At 68.0% G+C, this 19096-nt stretch carries 15 protein-coding genes and 2 pseudogenes; 2 read left to right on the plus strand and 15 right to left on the minus strand.

The window, feature by feature from the left end; translation table 11 throughout:
* Positions 1-70 precede the first annotated feature (70 nt).
* Positions 71-409 carry a DUF190 domain-containing protein gene (locus tag J2Z30_RS43290; protein ID WP_044582716.1) on the plus strand — a complete coding sequence of 113 codons (339 nt, stop codon included), beginning with the start codon at positions 71-73 and terminating at the stop codon, positions 407-409.
* 54 nt (positions 410-463) lie between these two features.
* Here the strand turns inward: J2Z30_RS43290 and J2Z30_RS43295 are convergent, their stop codons facing one another.
* The 12 genes and pseudogenes from J2Z30_RS43295 to J2Z30_RS51980 all read right to left on the minus strand — a co-directional run bounded on the left by J2Z30_RS43295 (position 464) and on the right by J2Z30_RS51980 (position 15505).
* Positions 464-1771 carry an NtaA/DmoA family FMN-dependent monooxygenase gene (locus J2Z30_RS43295; RefSeq protein WP_052702216.1) on the minus strand — a complete coding sequence of 436 codons (1308 nt, stop codon included), beginning with the start codon at positions 1769-1771 and terminating at the stop codon, positions 464-466.
* Positions 1772-1939: 168 nt separating this feature from the next.
* Complete coding sequence (locus J2Z30_RS43300; protein WP_308280253.1) at positions 1940-3127, minus strand: MFS transporter; 1188 nt, start codon at positions 3125-3127, stop codon at positions 1940-1942.
* A gap of 62 nt (positions 3128-3189) precedes the next feature.
* Positions 3190-6297, minus strand: a complete 3108-nt coding sequence (locus tag J2Z30_RS43305; protein WP_052702217.1) for a non-ribosomal peptide synthetase — start codon at positions 6295-6297, stop codon at positions 3190-3192.
* A gap of 50 nt (positions 6298-6347) precedes the next feature.
* Positions 6348-7586, minus strand: coding sequence for an ATP-grasp domain-containing protein (locus tag J2Z30_RS43310; protein ID WP_052702219.1), 1239 nt, complete (start codon positions 7584-7586; stop codon positions 6348-6350).
* Between the two features lie 67 nt (positions 7587-7653).
* Positions 7654-8664, minus strand: a complete 1011-nt coding sequence (locus J2Z30_RS43315) for a GNAT family N-acetyltransferase (RefSeq protein WP_308280254.1) — start codon at positions 8662-8664, stop codon at positions 7654-7656.
* A 602-nt stretch (positions 8665-9266) separates the two neighbouring features.
* Positions 9267-9362 (minus strand): annotated as a pseudogene (locus J2Z30_RS43320) (IS21-like element helper ATPase IstB); the annotation flags it as partial.
* Positions 9361-9912 carry a TIGR03086 family metal-binding protein gene (locus tag J2Z30_RS43325; protein WP_044582719.1) on the minus strand — a complete coding sequence of 184 codons (552 nt, stop codon included), beginning with the start codon at positions 9910-9912 and terminating at the stop codon, positions 9361-9363. The gene J2Z30_RS43325 and the pseudogene J2Z30_RS43320, both read right to left, overlap by 2 nt.
* A gap of 436 nt (positions 9913-10348) precedes the next feature.
* Positions 10349-10837 (minus strand): hypothetical protein, encoded by a 489-nt coding sequence (locus tag J2Z30_RS43330; protein ID WP_044580592.1) that lies wholly within the window; start codon positions 10835-10837, stop codon positions 10349-10351.
* Positions 10838-11337: 500 nt separating this feature from the next.
* The gene (locus J2Z30_RS43335; RefSeq protein ID WP_052702183.1) at positions 11338-12678 is read right to left on the minus strand and encodes an MFS transporter; all 1341 of its coding nucleotides are present in this window, start codon (positions 12676-12678) and stop codon (positions 11338-11340) included.
* Positions 12679-12704: 26 nt separating this feature from the next.
* Positions 12705-13829 carry a methyltransferase gene (locus J2Z30_RS51525; protein WP_078957224.1) on the minus strand — a complete coding sequence of 375 codons (1125 nt, stop codon included), beginning with the start codon at positions 13827-13829 and terminating at the stop codon, positions 12705-12707.
* 70 nt (positions 13830-13899) lie between these two features.
* Positions 13900-14850 (minus strand): TIGR03619 family F420-dependent LLM class oxidoreductase, encoded by a 951-nt coding sequence (locus tag J2Z30_RS43345; RefSeq protein WP_052701970.1) that lies wholly within the window; start codon positions 14848-14850, stop codon positions 13900-13902.
* A 238-nt stretch (positions 14851-15088) separates the two neighbouring features.
* Positions 15089-15505 (minus strand): fluoride efflux transporter FluC, encoded by a 417-nt coding sequence (locus J2Z30_RS51980; protein ID WP_345665209.1) that lies wholly within the window; start codon positions 15503-15505, stop codon positions 15089-15091.
* A 129-nt stretch (positions 15506-15634) separates the two neighbouring features.
* Between J2Z30_RS51980 and J2Z30_RS50395 the strand changes: the two are divergent.
* Positions 15635-15841: pseudogene (locus tag J2Z30_RS50395) on the plus strand (alpha-L-arabinofuranosidase); the annotation flags it as partial.
* 189 nt (positions 15842-16030) lie between these two features.
* Here the strand turns inward: J2Z30_RS50395 and J2Z30_RS43355 are convergent.
* The 3 genes from J2Z30_RS43355 to J2Z30_RS43365 are packed head-to-tail and all read right to left on the minus strand — an operon-like array spanning position 16031 to position 18892.
* Entirely contained in the window at positions 16031-17110 is a 1080-nt protein-coding gene (locus J2Z30_RS43355; RefSeq protein WP_044580591.1) for a LacI family DNA-binding transcriptional regulator, read from the minus strand.
* Positions 17111-17138: 28 nt separating this feature from the next.
* Positions 17139-17768, minus strand: coding sequence for a Gfo/Idh/MocA family oxidoreductase (locus tag J2Z30_RS43360; protein WP_044580590.1), 630 nt, complete (start codon positions 17766-17768; stop codon positions 17139-17141).
* Entirely contained in the window at positions 17765-18892 is a 1128-nt protein-coding gene (locus J2Z30_RS43365) for an NAD(P)/FAD-dependent oxidoreductase (RefSeq protein ID WP_044580589.1), read from the minus strand. The genes J2Z30_RS43360 and J2Z30_RS43365 overlap by 4 nt, the downstream gene beginning before the upstream one ends.
* Between the last annotated feature and the right edge of the window lie 204 nt (positions 18893-19096).

Consider the following 19096-nt stretch of genomic DNA (forward strand, 5'->3'; position numbering starts at 1 on the left):
GGAACGCCTTGCGTGTTGAGCCGCCGGACCGGATCGCCGACTCATCGCAGCGCAAAGGATAGAGCAAGTCATGCCATCAGCCAGCCGTGGACTCAAGCTGACGATTTTCGCCAGGGATGACGACGTGTGGAACCACCGGCCCCTGTACTACGAGATCGTGCGGCGGGCCCGGGAGAGCGGATTATCCAGGGCTCTTGTGCTGCGCGGCATAGAAGGCTACGGCGCGGATGGCATCGTGCACACCTCCCGGCTGCTCTCGCTGTCGCACTCACTGCCGCTTGCAGTGGTCATCGTCGATACCGAAGACCGGATCCGCCGCTTCGTTCCTCAATTGTCAGAACTGGTCGAGGAAGGAATGGCGACCCTGGAGGAAGTCGAGATCATCACCTACGCGCCGGCCCCGGGGTAGAGCGGCCCGGCCGGCCCGGCCGGCCGCGGAGGCGGGGCCGGGCACCGGTGGCATTCAGGGCCGGGCGAGGCCGAGATGCTCGCGCAGGGTCGTGCCCCGGTAGGCCGCGCGGGCATACCCCCGCTCCTGCAGCAGGGGGATGACCTCGCTGAGCAGACGGCGTCCGTCCACCCGCTGCGAGGGCGGGATGAGGATGAAGCCGTCGGCCGCGCCGGCCTCGAAATAAGTGATCATCTCGTCGGCGATGTGTTCCACGTCGCCGACGGCCACCTGGAGCCCCGCCGCGGTGGCCTCGATCTCGGTCAGACGCCGCAGGGTCTCCCCGTCCTCGATCAACTGCCGGTAGAGATCGAAGCGGCCCTGCCTGCGGTTGATCGTCCCCGGATCCGGCAGGACCTCCAGCGGCAGCTTCTCATCCAGACCGTAGGCGCTCAGATCGATCCCGCCGAGCTGGAAGGCCACCAGCTGTTTGGCGTAGCCGGTGTTGAGGAGGCCGGCCAGGGCGTGCTGCCGCTCCCGGGCGTCGCTGTGGGTGTCACCGAGTATCGGGCTCAGGCCGAACAGGACCTTGATCGAGTCCGGGTCGCGGCCCAGCCGCTTGGCACCGCTTTTGATCTCGTCGTAGTAGCGCTTGGCCATGGGCAGTCCCTGATGCGCCGAGAAGACGACCTCGGCATGCCGGGAGGCGAAGGCCATGCCGTCGGCGGACGTCCCGGCCTGCACCAGCACGGGGTGCACCTGCGGCGGCCGGGGAATGTTCAGTGGCCCGGCCACCGTCAGGTGTCTGCCCCGGAAGTTGACCGGATGCACCCTCTCCGACCTGGCATACACCCCCGATTCCCGGTCCGCCGCCAAGGCGTCGGCGTCCCAGCTGCGCCACAGTGCCTTGGTCACCTCCGCGAATTCCCCGGCGCGTTCGTAGCGGGAGGCGTGCGAGGGGAGGGGGGCGGAGCCGAAGTTCTCCTCGCCGAACGCCGAGGTCACGATGTTCCAGCCGGCCCGGCCCCGGCTGAGATGGTCCAGTGAGGCGAACTGGCGCGCCACGTTGAAGGGCTCGTTGAACGTCGTGCTGGCAGAACCCACCAGACCGATCGATTCCGTGACCATGGCCAGGGCGGAGAGCACGGTCACCGGTTCCAGATGCTGCGCCGGTGCGTGCGCCTCCCGGCCCAGCATCGCCAGGTGGTCGGCGATGAAGACGGCATCCAGCTTCGCGGCCTCGGCCCGCTGCGCCACCTCGGCGTGGAAATCGACCGAGTCGGCCAGTTCGATGCCGCTGCCCGCCTCGCGCCACGCGCCATGATGCTGGCCGACGTTGCCGATGACGAGAAAGAGATGCATGTGCCGTGGCCTGCCTGTCATGGAAGAACCTCCTGTTTTCCTGGTGCGTCGGAACACAGTCGCGCGGCGCCCCCCCGGGGGGGGCGGGGTGGTGGCAGGAGAGGGGAAGGGAGCTGTCCGCCGGCGCCGAACCCCCGATTCAGCCGGTGGCGGGAGAAACCCGGTGGCCCCGGGCTCCTCCGGTGACACTCACCCGGAGATGGTCTCCCCCGGCTGTGCGGTCAAACGCCGCGGGAGGCGGAGGATGAGCAGGGCCGCCAGGACACTCATCGCGGTCAGAGCCCACCACAGCACAGCCGGGAAACTCTCCAGCAGAACCGCGGCCACAAACGGGGCAAGCGCGGCACCCACCCCGGCGAAGAGCTGGTTGAAGGCCATGTAGCTGCCCAGCTCGGGCTGCGGAGGAAGACTTGTCAGCATCACCAGACCGGCCTGCGAGACCGCCATCTCCCCCAGCGTGTACACGGTCATGGCCGCCAGCAGGGCCCAGAGCCGGACCGGACCGGGAGCGGACCCGACCACCACCACCGTCACATACAGCGCGGCGAAGGCGCACCCTCCCACAGCCAGTACCGGACCGGGACAAAAACGTTCCAGGAAGCGGCTGACGGGCAGTTGCAGCAGCGTGAGCAAGGCGGTGTTGACGATGAAGAGCAGGCTCACCGTCCATGGGGGCAGGGCCAGTTCACGCAGGACGAAGACCGGCAGCGCGGTCTCCACCACCAGAATCGATGTCCGCAGGACAGCATTGGCGCCCGCTACGTACAGAAAGGGGGTATCGCGCCACGGGCGGCCGCGCACGGCGCCCCCCGCCTCCCGCGCCGCGGCTTCTGTAGGCGGTACCCGGGGGGAAAGCCGCAGGTAAAGCAGGGCCGTCAGGGCGAAACTGGCCGCGTTGGCCACGCCGAGCACGGCGAATCCCGAGGGTGAATCCACCACCAGCAGCCCCGCCACCAGAGCGCCTGCCCCGATGCCGGCGTTGAAGACCACCCGGGACAGAGCCAGCCACCGGCCCGCCTGCCCCTCCCCGGCCAGCCCCACCGCAAGAGGCAGGACCGCGGCCTGTTCGGCACGGTTGCCCACGGCGAAAGCGATGTTGAACACAGCAAGCGGCACAATGCCGTGCATCGAGACAAAGCCCACGAAGCAGCCGGCGCGCAGCACAGCCGCCCCGATGAGCACCCGGCGCGGCCCGAACCTGTCGATGAGCACACCGACGGCAGGCAGTCCCGGCAGCGCGGCAAGCGCGGTGATGGTGAGCACCGCCCCCACCGTGCTCAGCGACAGGCCCGACAGCTGGGCGAAGAACAGGAGCGCGAAGGGGTAGAAGAACCCGGTACCGAAGGCGTTGACGAATCCTGAGGCGCCGAACCACACCACTCCCGGTCCGCGGGGCAGGATACGCGCCGGACTGTCCGCGTCCGTGGCCTGTGCCGTGCTCACCTCTGGTTTCCCTCAGCGGCCAGCAGTTCGGCGACGGTCGCCTCCGGTGCGGCCGCCGCCGCCGTGGCCAAAGAGATGAGCAGGCCGGCCAGGCGCCGGGCATCGGTGTCCTCGATGAACCTGCGGTCATGAACAATGTGCACACTCAGGCGCTCCGGGGTCTCCAGGAGCTCGACGATGACCGGAGCTGCCGGCTCGGTGGCCCCCACACTCAGCGGGGACATGCGCACCCGGTCCAGTACCGGGGTGAGCGAGGCATTGAGCAGATCCGCCGCGATGAAATTGACCATCGCATACGGAAGGGAGGGCGGTGCGCCCCACGCTCCGGGGTCCAGCCGGCGTATGACTTCCGCCAGCGCCAGGCGCTGGCGGGCCAGGACCTCCATCGTCCGCTGCGCGGCCTGCTCGATGTGATGGGTGAAGGACGCCGCGCCGGCGATGTCCTGGTGGACCGGCAGACCGTGTGCGGCGTAGGCGACGAGCCGGTCCGAGCCTGCCGCTTCACGGTTGGCCATGGGAATGATCGCCCCGATGCGCTCCTGACCGGTCATCCGGGACAGGCCCATGGCGACCAGCGCCAGCAGGGCATGGGCCAGAGAGGCACCGTGTTCACCGGCCACAGCCGCCAGCCGGCCGGTGACCGTGGCCGGCAGATACACCGTCATCGATCCGGCCAGCGGCTCGTGCGCCGCCCTCTTAGCGGGCCGCGACAGGCCCCGCAGCAGGCAGTACGGTGCCTCACCGGTGAGATGCGCACGCCAGGCCGCCAGGGCTTCACCGGCCTGCGGTGAGGAGAGCCACGCCGCCTCTTCGAGGAGGAAGGCCCGGTAGGCCGGGTCCGGGCCCTCCCACGGCACTGCCGCGCCGGCGAGCCGCGCGGCATAGGCACGCCGCAGGTCATCGATGATGACGGCCATCGAGACCAGGTCGGTGACCACGTGATCGCACACCAGCAGCAGAACACCCCCCTCTTCCCCGCAGGCCCAGTGGGCCGCCCGCAGCAGCAGACCGCAGCCGAGATCGAAAGGTTCGTTGGCCACACGGAGGACCGCCGGTGACGGCATCTCCTGCCCCGGCGGTGCGCTCTCCCGGCGGATGCCCACCAGGGAAACCGGAGCGATCTCCTGGACCGCGGCGCCGGCGTCATCCTGCAAAAACCGTGCCCGCAGCGCCTCGTGACGGCCGACCACATCGGTCAGGGCCCGCTCCAGCACCTCCAGGTCCAAGGGGCCCCGGACCGTGCACGCCAGGGAGACATTATGGGTGCCGGGGCCCAGCCCCTGCTCCCGCCGCCGCTGCTCCCTGGCCAGACGCAGATGCTGTTCCGGCGAGAGGGGCAGGAACAGCCCCGGCACCCCGGCCGCCACCGGCACCCCGGCCGCCACCGGCGCGTGGTCGATACGCTCGGCCAGATCCTTGAGGACGGGAGCATCGATCAGGTCACGTACCGTGGCCGCCACCCCCATCTCCTCACGGATGCGGGCGACCAGCTGCATCGACAGCAGCGAATGCCCGCCCAGGGCGAAGAAGTCGTCCTCACGGCAGACCCGCCCGCCCTCCAGCACCATCTCCCACAGCCGGGCCAGTGCCCGCTCGGTTCTCGTCAGGGGAGCCGAACCCGGCCGGGTCCGGTCCGCGGCCGTGCCCGGGTCCGGCAACCGGCTGCGGTCGATCTTGTAGGTGGCGGTACGCGGCCACTGCGCGACCTGGACGACGAACGAGGGCACCATGTACTTCGGAAGCCGGGCGGCGAGAAAGTCCAGCAGCCGCCGCGCGGAGATCTCACCCCCTCCGGCGGGCCGGACATAGGCGACCAGCTGCACACCGGCCGCCCCGGGGACGGTGCGCGGCACCACCACGGCGCTCTCCACACCCTGGTGCTCCACAAGCTGGTTCTCCACCTCGCCGGGCTCGATGCGATGCCCCCTGATCTTGACCTGGTCGTCCGCCCTCCCCAACAGTTCAATCGTCCCGTCCACCCGCCGGCGGCCCAGATCGCCGGTCCGGTAGAACCGCTGTCCGGGCGGATCACCCGGCAGCGTGCGGAAACGATCCGCCGTCAGTTCCCGCCGCCCGCGATAACCGACACCCACCCCCGCGCCGCCGATCCACAGCTCCCCGCTCTCCCCCTGCTCCACCCCGGCCAGATCCTCACCCAGCACACGCACCTGCGTATCGGGCAGCGGCCGCCCCACGGGAACCACCCCCGCCTCCTGCGGGCCGACCCGATACGCACTGGCATAGATGGTGGTCTCGGTCGGCCCGTAGGCATTCCACACTTCCCCGCACCGCTCGTACAGAGCCCTCGCCAGAGCCGGGTGCATCACCTCACCCGCACACAAAGCCAGCCGCAGCCGCCCCGCCCAGCCGTCCGCGAGCAGCATCCGCCAGGTCAGCGGAGTGGCCTGCAACACCGTCGCCCGGCTGTGAACCAGCAGAGCATGCAGCGCATCCCCCGCCACCACCTGATCATTGTCCGCGATGACAACGCGTCCCTGCGTCAGCAGAGGAAGAAAAAGATCCAGCAGACTCGGATCGAAGGAAGGAGAGGTGACCGACAGCCAGACATCGTCGCCGCGCGGACCGACCACCGAGGCCATCACCAGCACACCCTTGGCAAACGCCTGATGGGCGATCTCCACACCCTTGGGACGCCCGGTGGAACCCGAGGTGTACATGATGTAGGCCAGATCGGCGGGACGCACAACGGGCAGAGCCCCCCGCGCGACCCCGCCGGCGGGGGCATCGAGGAGGACCACCGGGCCGGTACCGTCCACCTCGCCGCGTAACCGGCTCACCGTCACCGTCGCCCGCGCACCCGCATCCCCGTGCATATACACACGCCGCTGCGCCGGATAGTCAGGATCGACCGGCACAAACGCGGCACCGCTGCGCATCACCCCCAGCAGCGCGGCCGGCAGATACACACTGCGGTCCAGCACCACGGCAACCACATCGCCGACCCCGACACCGGCCGCGACGAGTTCGCCCGCGACCCCAGCGCTGCGGCGGTCGACTTCCCCCAGCGTCATACCGGTCCCGCCGCCCTCCACCACCATCCGGTCAGGATCCTTACGGACCGCCTCGGCGAAAAGCTCCACCATCGTCCGCCCGGTCCACGGATAGGCCTCCAAAGAAGCAGCGGCCCGCGCCATCACTCCACCTCGATCCCTATCTGGCCAACCGCCGCATCAGCCCTCAACAGAGCCTCACCGCCGTTTTGACCGCACGCCACGACACTGCCCAACAGATCGACACTGTTCTGCGGGATCCGCACCTCATCCCCCGGCGCCACATGCAAGTCCACCTCCACCACCCCCGGGACACGCCGCACCAGATCCCCGCCATGCACCGCGCGCACCGCCCCGCTCCGCGGCGCCGAGACAAACCGCGCCGCCGCAGCACCCAGCGCGCGCAACGTGAAATCCGGCTCCTTGCCGGTATGCATCCGCACCTGCTCACGCTGCACATCCAGCCCCGTACTCTCCCGTATCAGCCGGGTGATCTGCCCCCCCGGCATCCGGGCATTGATCTCGATCAGCCTAGGACCGGAAGCGGTCATCCTGACCTCGGTATGAGCACACCCGAAATCGTGCCCGACCGCATCCAGAGCAGCGAACGCCGTACCGACCAACTCCTTTTGCACACTGCCCGGAAGAAGCGAAGGAAAGAGCTCACCGGCCTCGACAAAGTAGGGATGCCCACCGAGCCTCTTGTCCGTCACCCCCAGCAGCGTGCGCTCACCACGGAAAGTGAAACACTCCACACTCGCCTCGAACCCGATGAGGTACTCCTCCACCAGCACCCCGGGAACACGCCGCCCGCCGAAATAATCGGTCGGACGCGAGGCAATCCAGCGGTACTGCGCGGCCACCTCCCCCCGGGTACGGCACAGCCTGACATCCAGACTCCCGCCATCCGTCATCGGCTTGACCACACACGGCAGCCCGACACGCCCCGCCGCCGTCACCGCCTCCCGCTCCGAACGGGCCCAGCCCCACGCGGGCACACCCACACCACCCGCCTCGGCCACCCGCCTCATCTCCAGCTTGTTACGGCACACACCGGCCGCGACCGGATCCAGACCCGGCAGACCCAGCACACGCGCAACCTCCGCCACAACCGGCACATAATGATCAAGCGTGGTATAGACACCACACAGCTCACCACGCCGGTAGACCCGGTCCAAAGCCGCAACCACCGCGGCACTGTCACGCACATCCGCCTCGATCACATCGTCCACACACCCCCCGAACGCCTCACCGGCCTCACGGCCGGGCGTGTAACGGGAGACATCACGAGTCACGAACGCAACATGCAGCCCCTGCGCACGCGCCGCATGCAGCGGAGTACGCCCCAAAGCACCCATGAAACTCTCGACAACCACGAACACACATCGCTCGTTACTGTGCGGCACACCGGCCCCTTCGGTGTAATGAATAATTCAAGGCAACCCGCCCTCACAGGCGCAGCACATAGCAGAACTGATCAGTGGCCACACACCCGCGTGAACGCTTGGTCTCCTCACTGCCATGTCCGTAGTAGACAGTGGTCACACCCGCCGCGGCAGCCTCTTCCACCAACCGGTAATACAGCAACTCGAAATACAGCGGCAACCGCTTGTTCTGCTGGTAGGCGTAGTCGAAACCGCTCTGCCGCGCATACCAGTGACCACGGTGCCGCAGAATCAACGCGAACCCCCGGACCAGCCCGCCGGCACGGGCGACGAGCACAAACGCATCCTCACCGAACCGGTCCCGGATCCCGGCATAGGTGGGCAACGACTGATCCTCCCGCCACCCGATACCGTACTTGCGCATCAACTCCGCCTCCAGCGAAGCGAAACGAACCAGATCAGCCCCGCCGAAAGGCTCCACCGAAACCCGGCACCCCTGCTCACGCACCCTGCGACGCTCAGCAGCAATGGACACACGCCGCTTACGCGCAAACCCCGCCAGATACCCGGAGAACCCATCCGCCGGCACACGCAGCGAGCTGTAACGCCCCGAAGTGTAAAACCGGTAGCCACGACCGGCCAGAACACGCCTCAGCCCGCGATCCGTCTCATCCACATGCAGAAAAGCAACACTGACCGCACCGGCCGTCCGGGCCAGACTCTCCGCAGCAGCCACAAGCCTGTCAACATCACCGGCCGACGCCTGCTCCCCCCACAACACACGCGTATTACCCAGATGACGCCCACCCGCCAGAAGCGACGGCATCAAAGCCGCAGTCGGCTCCCCGGACAGACCACCGAGGAAATCAGCCGCATACGGCAACCCCGCCGCAACACTCTTCTCCAGAACATAATCGGGACGACCCAACGGCCACGGCGCCTCCACCCCCGCCAGAGCAGTAGCCAGCCCCGCAACAGGCCGCCCCCCACGCTCAACCCACAGATAAGCCATAGGAACCCCGGCCGTACTCTCCACCACATCCAGCCAACGAGTCGTCAGAAACAGATCCGACACACCCGTCAGCGCATCCCACCCCCGCCGCGGAAGAGCCGCAGCACGCCCCACCGCACGCACACCACCGGGAAGACACACCGCACTCAGATCCACGGCCGCACACCCGCGCCAGAACCGCCCGCCCCCGGGAAGAGACAACACAAACAAGCCCGAACAGACACGTCCGCTAACAAACCTACCCCCCGTACTGCTCACACCCAGCTGCCACGCAGCCCCTTGACCACATAGATCAAGCCGCGCGTCAACCTACACCAGACACATCACTCCCCAACACAACATTCGAACAATTCAATGAAACCACCCCACACCCCCACACCCCCAGACCCGCAGACCCCCAGACATACGGCCCTCCAGGCCCCCGGACCCCAGGCACGGCCTCCGGGCCCGCGGACCCCGGGCCGACCCCCGACATACGGACCCCGGCCCCGCGGCCCCCGGGCCGAACCCCGACATCCGGTCCCCAGGCACGGTCCCCGGGCCCGCGGTCCCCGGGCCCGCGGTCCCCGGGCACGGTCTTCGGGCCCGCGGTCCCCCGATGGCGATATGTGGATTCGGCTCTGTCCGCAGGTCCGTGAATCCCCAGGTCAGCGGCGGGAACGCGGGAGCTTGGTGGCCAGCACGTAACGGACGCGGAAGCCGTGCATCGCCGCCTCGGTGCCCAAAGCGATCAGCAGGCGGGACTTGCCGCCGGTGCCGCTACGGGCGCCGACCGGTGATGGCCACGATCCGGTCGAGGAGCGAAGCCTCGGTGGGGACCTCGACGGCCGGGCCCCACAAGCCCTCGACGGGAGCGTTCGGGACGAATGCGGCTACGTGGGCGTAGCAGGCTCGCAGCGTGTCGTCGGGGAGGTCGAAGGGCTGGTCGGTGGCCCTGGCGATGTCCCAGCCGTGCACCACTATCTCGGTGAGCGCGATCCTCCCCCATGTGTCATTCGGCAGATCGACGCCCGCGGCGTCGGTCCTGCCCTGCCAGGCCGCCGGGTCGTGCCAGGCGTCGCCGAGTGCACGCACGTTCTCGACGATGCTTACCCGCCAGTCGTCGCCAAGGTTCGCCGCAGACGGCTCAGCGGCGGCTGTGTCAGCGTCCTTGCGAGCTATGCCGATGAATCCCTGAGAAGCCCCGTCAACGTGGAGGATGAGGTCATGGACGGTGTATTCGGTACAGCGCGTAGGACTGGTGAGTTGCTCATTGCTCACACCTGCCAACACGTCGATCATCTGGCGGCAGACTGGCTTCAGGTCGATCACGGGTTTTTTCTCCTCGGTCGCGCGATGCGGTCACATAGGCAGACGACCCGTGGAACAAGAACTCATCGGTCTGCTTCTCCACCGGGGACCTCGGCCCGCCCCTGGTGCATGAACCCGGTAGCGAGCGCGAGAGCCCGGTGGGCCTCCGCAGTCGTGGTGGAGGGCGGGTTGCGGTCCCCATGCGTGGGCCTGGGATGGCCCGGCGAAGCTCGTCGAAGGCTCACCGGGAATCTCCACACGTCAACGCGTGACCTCCGCACAGCGTGATCTGCGTTTCAGCAGGTCAACGGATTCCGTCGGTTCCTCAGCCATGGCCTTCACGAAACTGCGGACAGAGCCGTGGATTTCCCCACTTGCCGCTCAGGGATGAAACAGACCTGCTCTGGTGATCTCCCCATCCAATGAGGGGCAGATGGATTAACGGACTGAGCCAGCGTCACCACGTCAAGGTCAGCGAACCTCCGACCGGCAGCGTGTGCCAGTGGTGGGCGTAATCGTCGAACCGGGACACGATCCGGCCGACCACCGGGGGGATCTCCCCCGCCGTGACATATGCAGGAAGCTCCCGCGCGTGGCCGTGCCGTACCTCCCACACGGGTACAGCGATGCCCGCCAGCTCCTCCGACATGGCCATGTCGGCCTTCGCCTGGAGGGACGGCCTGCTTCGCTTCGACTTGCGGCGCCGAGCGGCCTTGGCGCGCTCCACGCGGCCGGCGGGCCAGAACATACCGTTGTCGCCAGCGGCCAGCCGTCCATAGACCCCGAGCTTGATGCCCGCCTCCGCCTCGACGAGGAAGTGCACCAGGTCGTGCGGAAGATAGCCATGCCCGCCGGGCCCGTTGCGCGGGGCCAGCACGGCACCGGTCTCGCGATGCACGGCGATGCCGTAACTCCTACCGGGACCTTTAGTGAAAACGACGCGCATGCCAGGCACGGTAGATGACGGTCGCGGCCGCACACACCTGGTATTCCGGCGCGCGCAGCCGGCACGGCACTCAGATTGCGGCAGTCGCGGCGCCTCAGGAAAGGCCCACCGCCACCGCGCGGCCGTCCAAGTCGGGGCTGGCGGGGCAGCGGGACCCGTCCTTCTCGTCGTCGTGCAGAACAAGCGAGCTGCGTCAGCGCCAACGATGTGAGGCGAGGAGCGTCCCTGGCCACTTTCAGGAATCGCCATCACCCCGGGCCGAACCCGGACATGCGGTCCCCGGGCACGGTCTTCGGGCCCGCGGACCCCGGGCTGATCCCGGGGCCGCGGTCCCCGGGCTGCGAGGGCGGGGCGGTGTGCTGGCCGCACGCGCGGGCATGAGACCGCCGCCCGCCGCAGCGGGAGCACGGGAGCACGGGAGCACGGGAGCACGGGAGCACGGGAGCATACCCGGCGGACGGCGTGCACGCGGTCCCGGAGACGGCCAGCCCCCCGGGGGCTCACACTCTGGCCTGCTCCAGCGGTTCGAGCGTCCGGGCACCCGTCTCCGGGGCCAGGCAGGCCGCTGTCACCGTCAGTACCGACAACGCCCCGAAATAGGCGACGATCAGCCACGGCCGGCCGGAGCCGGCCATCAGCAGGAACGCCGCCACAAGCGGCAGGATCCCACCACCGAGCACCGCACCGATCTGATAGCTCATCCCCACACCACTACCCCGCACCACAGTGGGAAACAGCTCACTGAGCCAGGCCGGCTGAGGCGCGGACATCGCGTCATGGAAGACGTTGAGCCCGCAGACCACACCCACCCCGATCAGCACCGGCGACCGTGTATCGACCAGAAGGAAGAAAGGCACAAGGAACAACGCACTGCCGACAGCACCGAACAGATACGAGCGGCGGCGCCCCGTCCGGTCCGAGACCACACCCCACAAAGGAGCACTGAAAAGACTCAACGCCGAACTGACCGCCACCGAAGCCGACCCGACCGACGACGTCTTCCCCAGCACCACACCGACGTAATACACCGAGAAGACGGTATAGAAATACGACGCGGTGGTCTGCGAGATCCGCAGACCGATACCGAGCACAAGCTGCCTGCGGTGATTGCACAGGAGATCGGCCAGAACACGCGGCCTGCCCCGCGTCACCCGATGAGTGCGCTCAAAAACCTCCGGCTCCGGAACCTTTGCCCGGATGACCAGCCCGACCACGATCAGCACCGGACTGACCAGAAACGGAATACGCCAGGCACCGCCCATGATCTGTGCCGTGCTGACGAAGTGCTGCAGCAGGAAAAATGCACCCGAAGCCAACAGCAGCCCCAGCCCCGCCCCAGAAGTCGCCAGACTGCCCCACATACCGCGCTGCCGCGCCCCGGAATGCTCCACCATGAACACCGCAGCCCCGCCCTGCTCACCCCCCGCCGCCAGACCCTGCACCAGACGCAGGAACACCAACGCCGCCGGCGCCGCCACACCCACCTGGCGGTAAGTCGGCAGCACCCCCACCAAAGTAGTGACCACACCCATGACAACCAAAGACAAGATAAGCACACGCCGCCGGCCGTGCCGGTCCGCTATCTGCCCGGCGAACACCGCCCCCAGCGGACGGGCCACAAAACCGACCGCATACGTGGCAAAAGCAGCCAGCTGACCCACCGCCGGATCAAGAGCCGTGAAGAAAACCTTGTTGAACACCAGCGCAGTGGCTATGCCATACAGATAGAAGTCATACCACTCGAACACCGCCCCCACCATGCTGGCAACAGCCGCACGCCGCGCATAGACACCACCGACGGACCCCCCCGACACCCCCGCCGGCGGCCCCGCCGACGCCATCCCCCGCCCAAACGCCCCCCGCCGCCTCACCCGGCCGGCTTCCGCGCAACGACCACACTCCGGTCACCCGTGGTCCCCTCACACCGGACACCGACAAACCCGCTCCCGGCAAGCATCGCCCCCAACTCCGAGACCGCCCAGCACTTCCCCCGCGTCCCATGCATCATCATCACCGAATACTCGGCCGCAGGAAGCGGACCCGTCTTATCCGCATTGATATGCACATCATGATCAACAATCCAGCCACCGGGCTCCAGCGCAGCAAAAGAAGCCGCCAACAGACCACGGACCTGCTCCCCGGACCAGTCATGCAGAACATGCGAATACACATGCAGATCAAACCCACCCGGCAACGGACCGCTGAACATATCACCCGTGATGACGTCCACCCGCCCCGCATAACCACGCTCCGCCAGCAGCTGACGGGCCATCCGATCCACCGGCGAACGCTCCAGAACCGACGCACGCAACCCAGGCCTGCGATCGACCAGAGCACACGAATACACCCCCGAATCACCACCGATGTCCAACGACCGCCCGACATCCCCCAGCCCGTCCAGAGCCGCAGCGAACTCCCCCGCCAGAAACTGACCACGCGAATCCATGGCCGCCACCACACGACCCGCCCAACCCGGATCAACCAGCCGGTCCGACCAGTCCCGGCCATCACCAGGAGAACTCGACCACGAAGCAGTCTCCCCCGTACGCAGAGCAGCCAACATCTCCACACAACCAGGACGCTCACTCAAAGAACCGAAATACGCCCGCATATCCCACCGCGAACCCGCAACCAGATACTCCGCAGCCAACGGAGTCAACCGCACCTCCCCACCCGGACAACGCTCCATCAACCCCACAGCCACAACATAAGTGATCAACACATCAAGCGCCCGGGGATCAAGCCGGAACTCCTCCCCCACCTCCACCACACACACCCGACCCCTCCGACCGACCCACGTAAAAAGATCAAGCTCCGCAATCGCCACAATAAGCAAATCAGTGGCGTAAACACCCTCCCGAAGACGGAACAACGACACCGGATCAACCAACGGCCGCCCACCACTCCTCACATCACCAACACCCACCATCCCCACCCCATCCCCAATCAGAGAAGCCACCAAAAACACCGGAAACACTACGAAGAGGACCACCCAAAAGCCTACCCAAACCCATCCCCCACCCACAAGAACACCACAACCCAAAACACCAAACCACCCGCCGCTACCGACCGGTGGATCCGGTGCGCAACGACTCCAGCGGCAGGAAATCCGCCAGACGAGTCAGCCCCTCAGCATCATGGACTCGCCCCCCGGCCCGTTGCGACGCCGTTGCCCGCAGCGAGATATTCAACTGATCCACCCCGGCCTCCCGATAGCGCTCGATAAGACCACTCATCTCCTGTGGACTGCCGAACAGCGTCGCCTTGCGGATGTCATCCGCACGGCGGCCGAACTGACCGACCAGCGACTCCTCCGACCAGGCCAGACCGATATTGACCGAACACGTGACCTCACTGACGTCCCTGCCGACACGTTCACAGGCCTCCGCCAGTATCATCCGCTTCTTCGCACACGCCTCAGGAGACAGAAACGGCGCATTCCAGCCATCCGCCAGCCGGGCAACCATCGGCAGCGTCCGCCGCTCACCAGTGCCACCTATCCAGATCGGCAACCGCGACTGCACAGGCCGAGGCTCACACACAGCCGCCTCCACACAAAAATGCGAACCCGCGAAGGTAACCGGCCCACTCCCGACCAGGAGCGACCGGACCACCGCGACATACTCTTCCAGCTGGTCACTGCGCTCGGCCGGGGGAAGGAACGGCAGCCCAAATGAAGAAAACTCTCTGCGGTTCCATCCGGCGCCGAGCCCGAGGGTGATCCGGCCGCCGCTGATGTGATCCATCGTCGCAACCGACTTGGCGAGCGTGCCCGGCGGGCGATAACCGGCCACATACACCAGGCAGCCGATCCGTAGGCGCTTCGTGACCGTCGCCAAGAACGTCTGCATCGCCACCGCCTCAAGGCAGTGACGATCAGAAGTACCATTACTCGAGTACATGTGATCGAAGATCGAGATCCAGTCGAAGCCCAGATCCTCGATCTGCTGCGCAAGATCCCTGACCTCGGCCGGCGTCGTGTACGGAAGCCCCAGGTGTATTCCGAATCTCATCAATTCCCCACTTCCCCGTTCTACGTTGTGGCCAGAGTTCAAGCCCCGGCACAGCGGCCCTGGACAGTCAAACCCAGACGGCCCGCGCAAGAGCGGCACCGGTGAACACGGCCCCCAGGCCGGCGACCACGCCGACGGCGATGTCGGCGGCGATGTCGGCGCTCGACAAAGAACGCCGCACCCCTCTCGGCACGGAAGCCCTCAACACCGCGGCAGACGCCCGCCCCGGCCAGCCCCGTCATCCCCGCCTCCACACGGCCAGGCCACAGGTCACGGCAGCCCCACACCACACCGCGGCCAGCACCACGGCCACATTCAGCACCAGACAGGCCAGACCCGTACACACATACCCCCCCCGGAGCAGATGCCAGACATCGACCACACAAGCGGAAAACGTGGTGAAACCACCCAGCACACCCGTACCGAAAAACGGATACACCAGCCAGTGAACCGCCCACACTCCGGTGGCCACCACCATCAACACACCCGCCACCACACAGCCACCACCGGCCACCACCCATGCAACGGCGCAGCAGACCACCGAGCAGACACCAACCCTCCAGCGAAAAGGGCACCTGACCCAGCCACATGAGGACCGGGAATCGAGGGGACATACCTCTCCTACTCGTGCGGCGCACCCACAAACCGTCGGCACGTGTCATCACAAGCAGGGACCGTTGGCGGCAACACTGCTGCAGTTCGGATACGGCGAGCCCCACCGCCGCGCGGCAGGCAACCCACCAGAGCCTGCCGCCACACACCACGATAACCCCCAACACCACCCCTGTGGGGAGACACCTACACCCCCAACGGTCTCTTCTACGCCTGGCGGAGCACCGACCTCGCCTCCGGCACCTGGACCGCGCTCGACCAGAGGACTTACACCCAGCCCGTCAACTCCAAGCACTGCGGCATCACGACGATCACCACGGCCGAGTACAACAACCCCACCCGCTACATCCGCCACTCCGGCTACGTCCTACGCATCGACCCCGTCGCCACGGCGACCGAGCAGCAGGATGAGACCGCCTGCGGTCCGTTAGATGGGTCGGCGACCTGGGTGATGTCCAAGCGCGGCGATGTCTTGCGCCGCCTCCGGGCCGCCGCCGCCCACGCAGACCGCCGCCAAAATGCATCGATCCCGCGCCACCCCGCAGCGGGCCGGGCGGGCGATGGGAGGTCAGCCGGGGTGGTCCGGGGACGCGGTGGAGTCCCTGGTGATCAGCCGCGCGGGCAGCAGACGGGTCGCCGGTTCGCGGGTGGGGTCGGCGATGGCGGCCAGCAGGTCCTCCGCGGCGGTGACCCCGATGTCCTCCGTCGGCTGGGCCACCACGGTCAGGCGCGGCCGGACCAGGGGTGCCCACTCATGGTCGTCGAAACCGATCAACGACACCTCCTGCGGACAACGCCGCCCGCTGTCCTGCAGGGCCGCGAACGCGCCGACGGACAGGACATTGTCCGTGCAGTAGATCGCCGTGACCCGGGGCGTGGTCTGGAGCAGCCTGCGGGTCGCCGCATAGGAGGCCGTGCTGGAGTAGGCGCTGTGCGCGACGTGCTCGGGCCGCACTGTCAGACCCGCGTCGGCCATCGCCCGCACATAGCCGGCGAGCCGCAGGGTGCTGGGCCGGTCGACGGTGGGGGCGGGAACCGCGTCCCCGGCCGACGCGGCGTCGTACCGCGCCTCGCTGATGATCCCGATATGACGGTGCCCCAGCCCGATCAGATGGTTCACTGCCAGCCGGGACGCCTCGATGTTGTTGACGGAGACAAAGCTCGCTCCGGTGATCTTCGGAGCCGGGCGGTCCAGCAGGACCAGCGCGGTGCCGCTCTCGGCGAGTTGCCTCAAGTGGTGGGTGTCGGCCCCGCCCACAGGTGCCACGATCAGCCCGTCCACCCGCTTGGTGGCCAGCACCTCCACCGACCGGCGTTCCAGCGTGGGCTCGCCCTCGGTGCTGCTGACCAGCAACTCATAACCGTGCTGACGGATCGTTCGGGCGATGCTCTGCAGTGCGGCGGAGAAGAACCGGTTGCTCATGTCCGGGATGACGACGCCCACTGTCTCGGTGTTTCCCGTGATCATGCTGCGGGCCACACCGTTGGGCCGATAGCCGAGCTCCGCCGCTACCCGGGCGACCTTCTCCCTGGTCCGCGCGCTGACCTCGCCGGCACCGGTGAGCGCGCGCCCGGCCGTGGACTTCGACACCCCTGCGGCCTTCGCCACATCGACGATGGTGACGGACTGCTGAGCGGGCCGTGTCACGACAGCTCCCACCTCCCTCCCCTACCCGTCACGCGGTCGGCCGCGCGGCCGGACCACATTGAACCACCGATCGCTGATGGATCCGCTCCACCAGCTCGATCACCCGGACCGCCTCCCGCGGGTCCACCGGCAGCGGTCCGCCGGAGAGCAGGGCATCGGCCAGCCGGGCGTAGAACTGCGCATAGCTGCCGGCCAGCGTCGGTACGGGCCGGGCCGCGCCGTCGATGCCCAGCAGCCGCCACGCCGGCTCCGGTTCACCGCCGAACGACGGGTCGGTGGGCGCGGCACCGGCCTTGAGTGCCGCTTCCTGTGGGTCCAGCTGTGGGTCCAGCCCGTACTTGGTGTACGCGCCCCGCGAGCCCAGCACATGAAAGCGCGGGCCGACCTGAGCCGCCAGACCGTTCATCCACAGGTACGAGTGCACTCCCGAGTCGTGCCGCAGCACTACGAAGGAGTCCTCGTCGGCCGCCAACGTCAGCAGCGCGTCCACATCCGGCAGTACACGCGCGGAGGGATACCGGGCGACGGCCTCCGCCCGGCGGCCCTCGTCCCGGGTGACGACCGCGCTGAGCGCGTAGTGCGGATCAGCGGCGACGAAGGGGGCGTGGAAGACCCGGCCCGCCGTACCGAAGCCGATGATCGCGGTACGGATGGTCATCGGCGGAACCTCCCCGGCCGGAAGGCGGACAGCAGCGGGTGCGGGCGGCCGGTGACGATCTCGTCGGCCAGGAGCTCGCCCGCGATCAGGCCGAGGGTGGCACCGCTGTGGGTGAACGCGACATGGCAGCCGGCGATCTCCTCCAGGCGTCCGAACACGGGCTCACCGTCCGCGGGAATCGGCTTCGGACCGGCCGCATAGGACTGGAGCGGGAGCCTGGGCGTGCCCGCGAGCACGGCTGACGCCTCGGCGAGAAGGCCCGCCACGGTGGACTGACGCACCTCGAAGGTGCCGTCCTCATGCCGCACGATTTCCTCCTCGGACCATCCCGAGTCCAGTACCAAAGCGCCGTCCGGGGTGGGCCGGATCGATACGCGCGGAGTGTTCAACACGGCGCGCAGCGGGGCGTTCACCCGTTCGGTGCGCACCAGCAGCGAGATGGGAGTGCGGTCGCCGAGAGACACACCGAGCCTGCTCAGCATGGCCGGTGTGCTGGCGCCGGTGGCCAGGACCACCGCGTCGCCGTCCCAGCTCAGCCCGGACCGGGTGGTCACGCCGGTCACCCGGCCGCCCGCGGTCCGTACGGTGGCCGGCCCCGCTTCGGTGACGACCTCGCCGCCGAGTCCGGTGAGCTCCTCGGCCAGCAGCTCGATCAGCGGCGGCAGGTCCACCCAGCCCTCGCCCGGGTTGAAGATCGCTCCACATCCCGGCACCGCCGCCGGATTGACACCGGGCGTCACCCCCGCGATCTCCGCGGGGCTCAGCCAGTCCGCCTCGTAGCCGTTGGCCCTCTGGTGGGCGAGCCGCTCACGGAAATCCGCCTCCTGCTCCGCCGTACCCCAGGCCAGCCCGCCGTCGAAGCGCAGCCAGTCCAGGCCGGGCTCGCGGGCGGCCAGCGTGCGGTAGCGGTCGATGCCCAGCACCCGCAGCCGGTGGTACTCGGGCGAGCGGACGGCGGCGGAGTTCAGCCAGGCGAGCGAGCGCCCGGAGGCTCCCCCGGCCAGAGCGCCGTCCGACACCAGCGTGACGGCCGCGCCGCGCCGGGCCAGCCGGTATGCCGTGGAGACGCCCAGAATGCCGCCGCCGACAACGGCGACGCGAATCTCCTGTGCTGTGGAAGTCATGCCTCTTCTTCCCTTGTCCGTCGGCTGCGGGACCGCCGTCCGGAAACCTGCCCTCACTCCGGGAACGTTCCCGGAATCTCCTGTGCCGACCATATGCATCGCCGTCGAGAGCGGTCAAACGACGGCGCCGTGATCGTTGCGTTATCGACATGTTTCGTCGCACTACAGGGGCCTGCGCGGGTCTTGACCCCGCGAATCAGGCCC

The organism is Streptomyces iranensis, from assembly GCF_017874715.1.
In the GTDB taxonomy this organism is placed as follows: domain Bacteria; phylum Actinomycetota; class Actinomycetes; order Streptomycetales; family Streptomycetaceae; genus Streptomyces; species Streptomyces iranensis.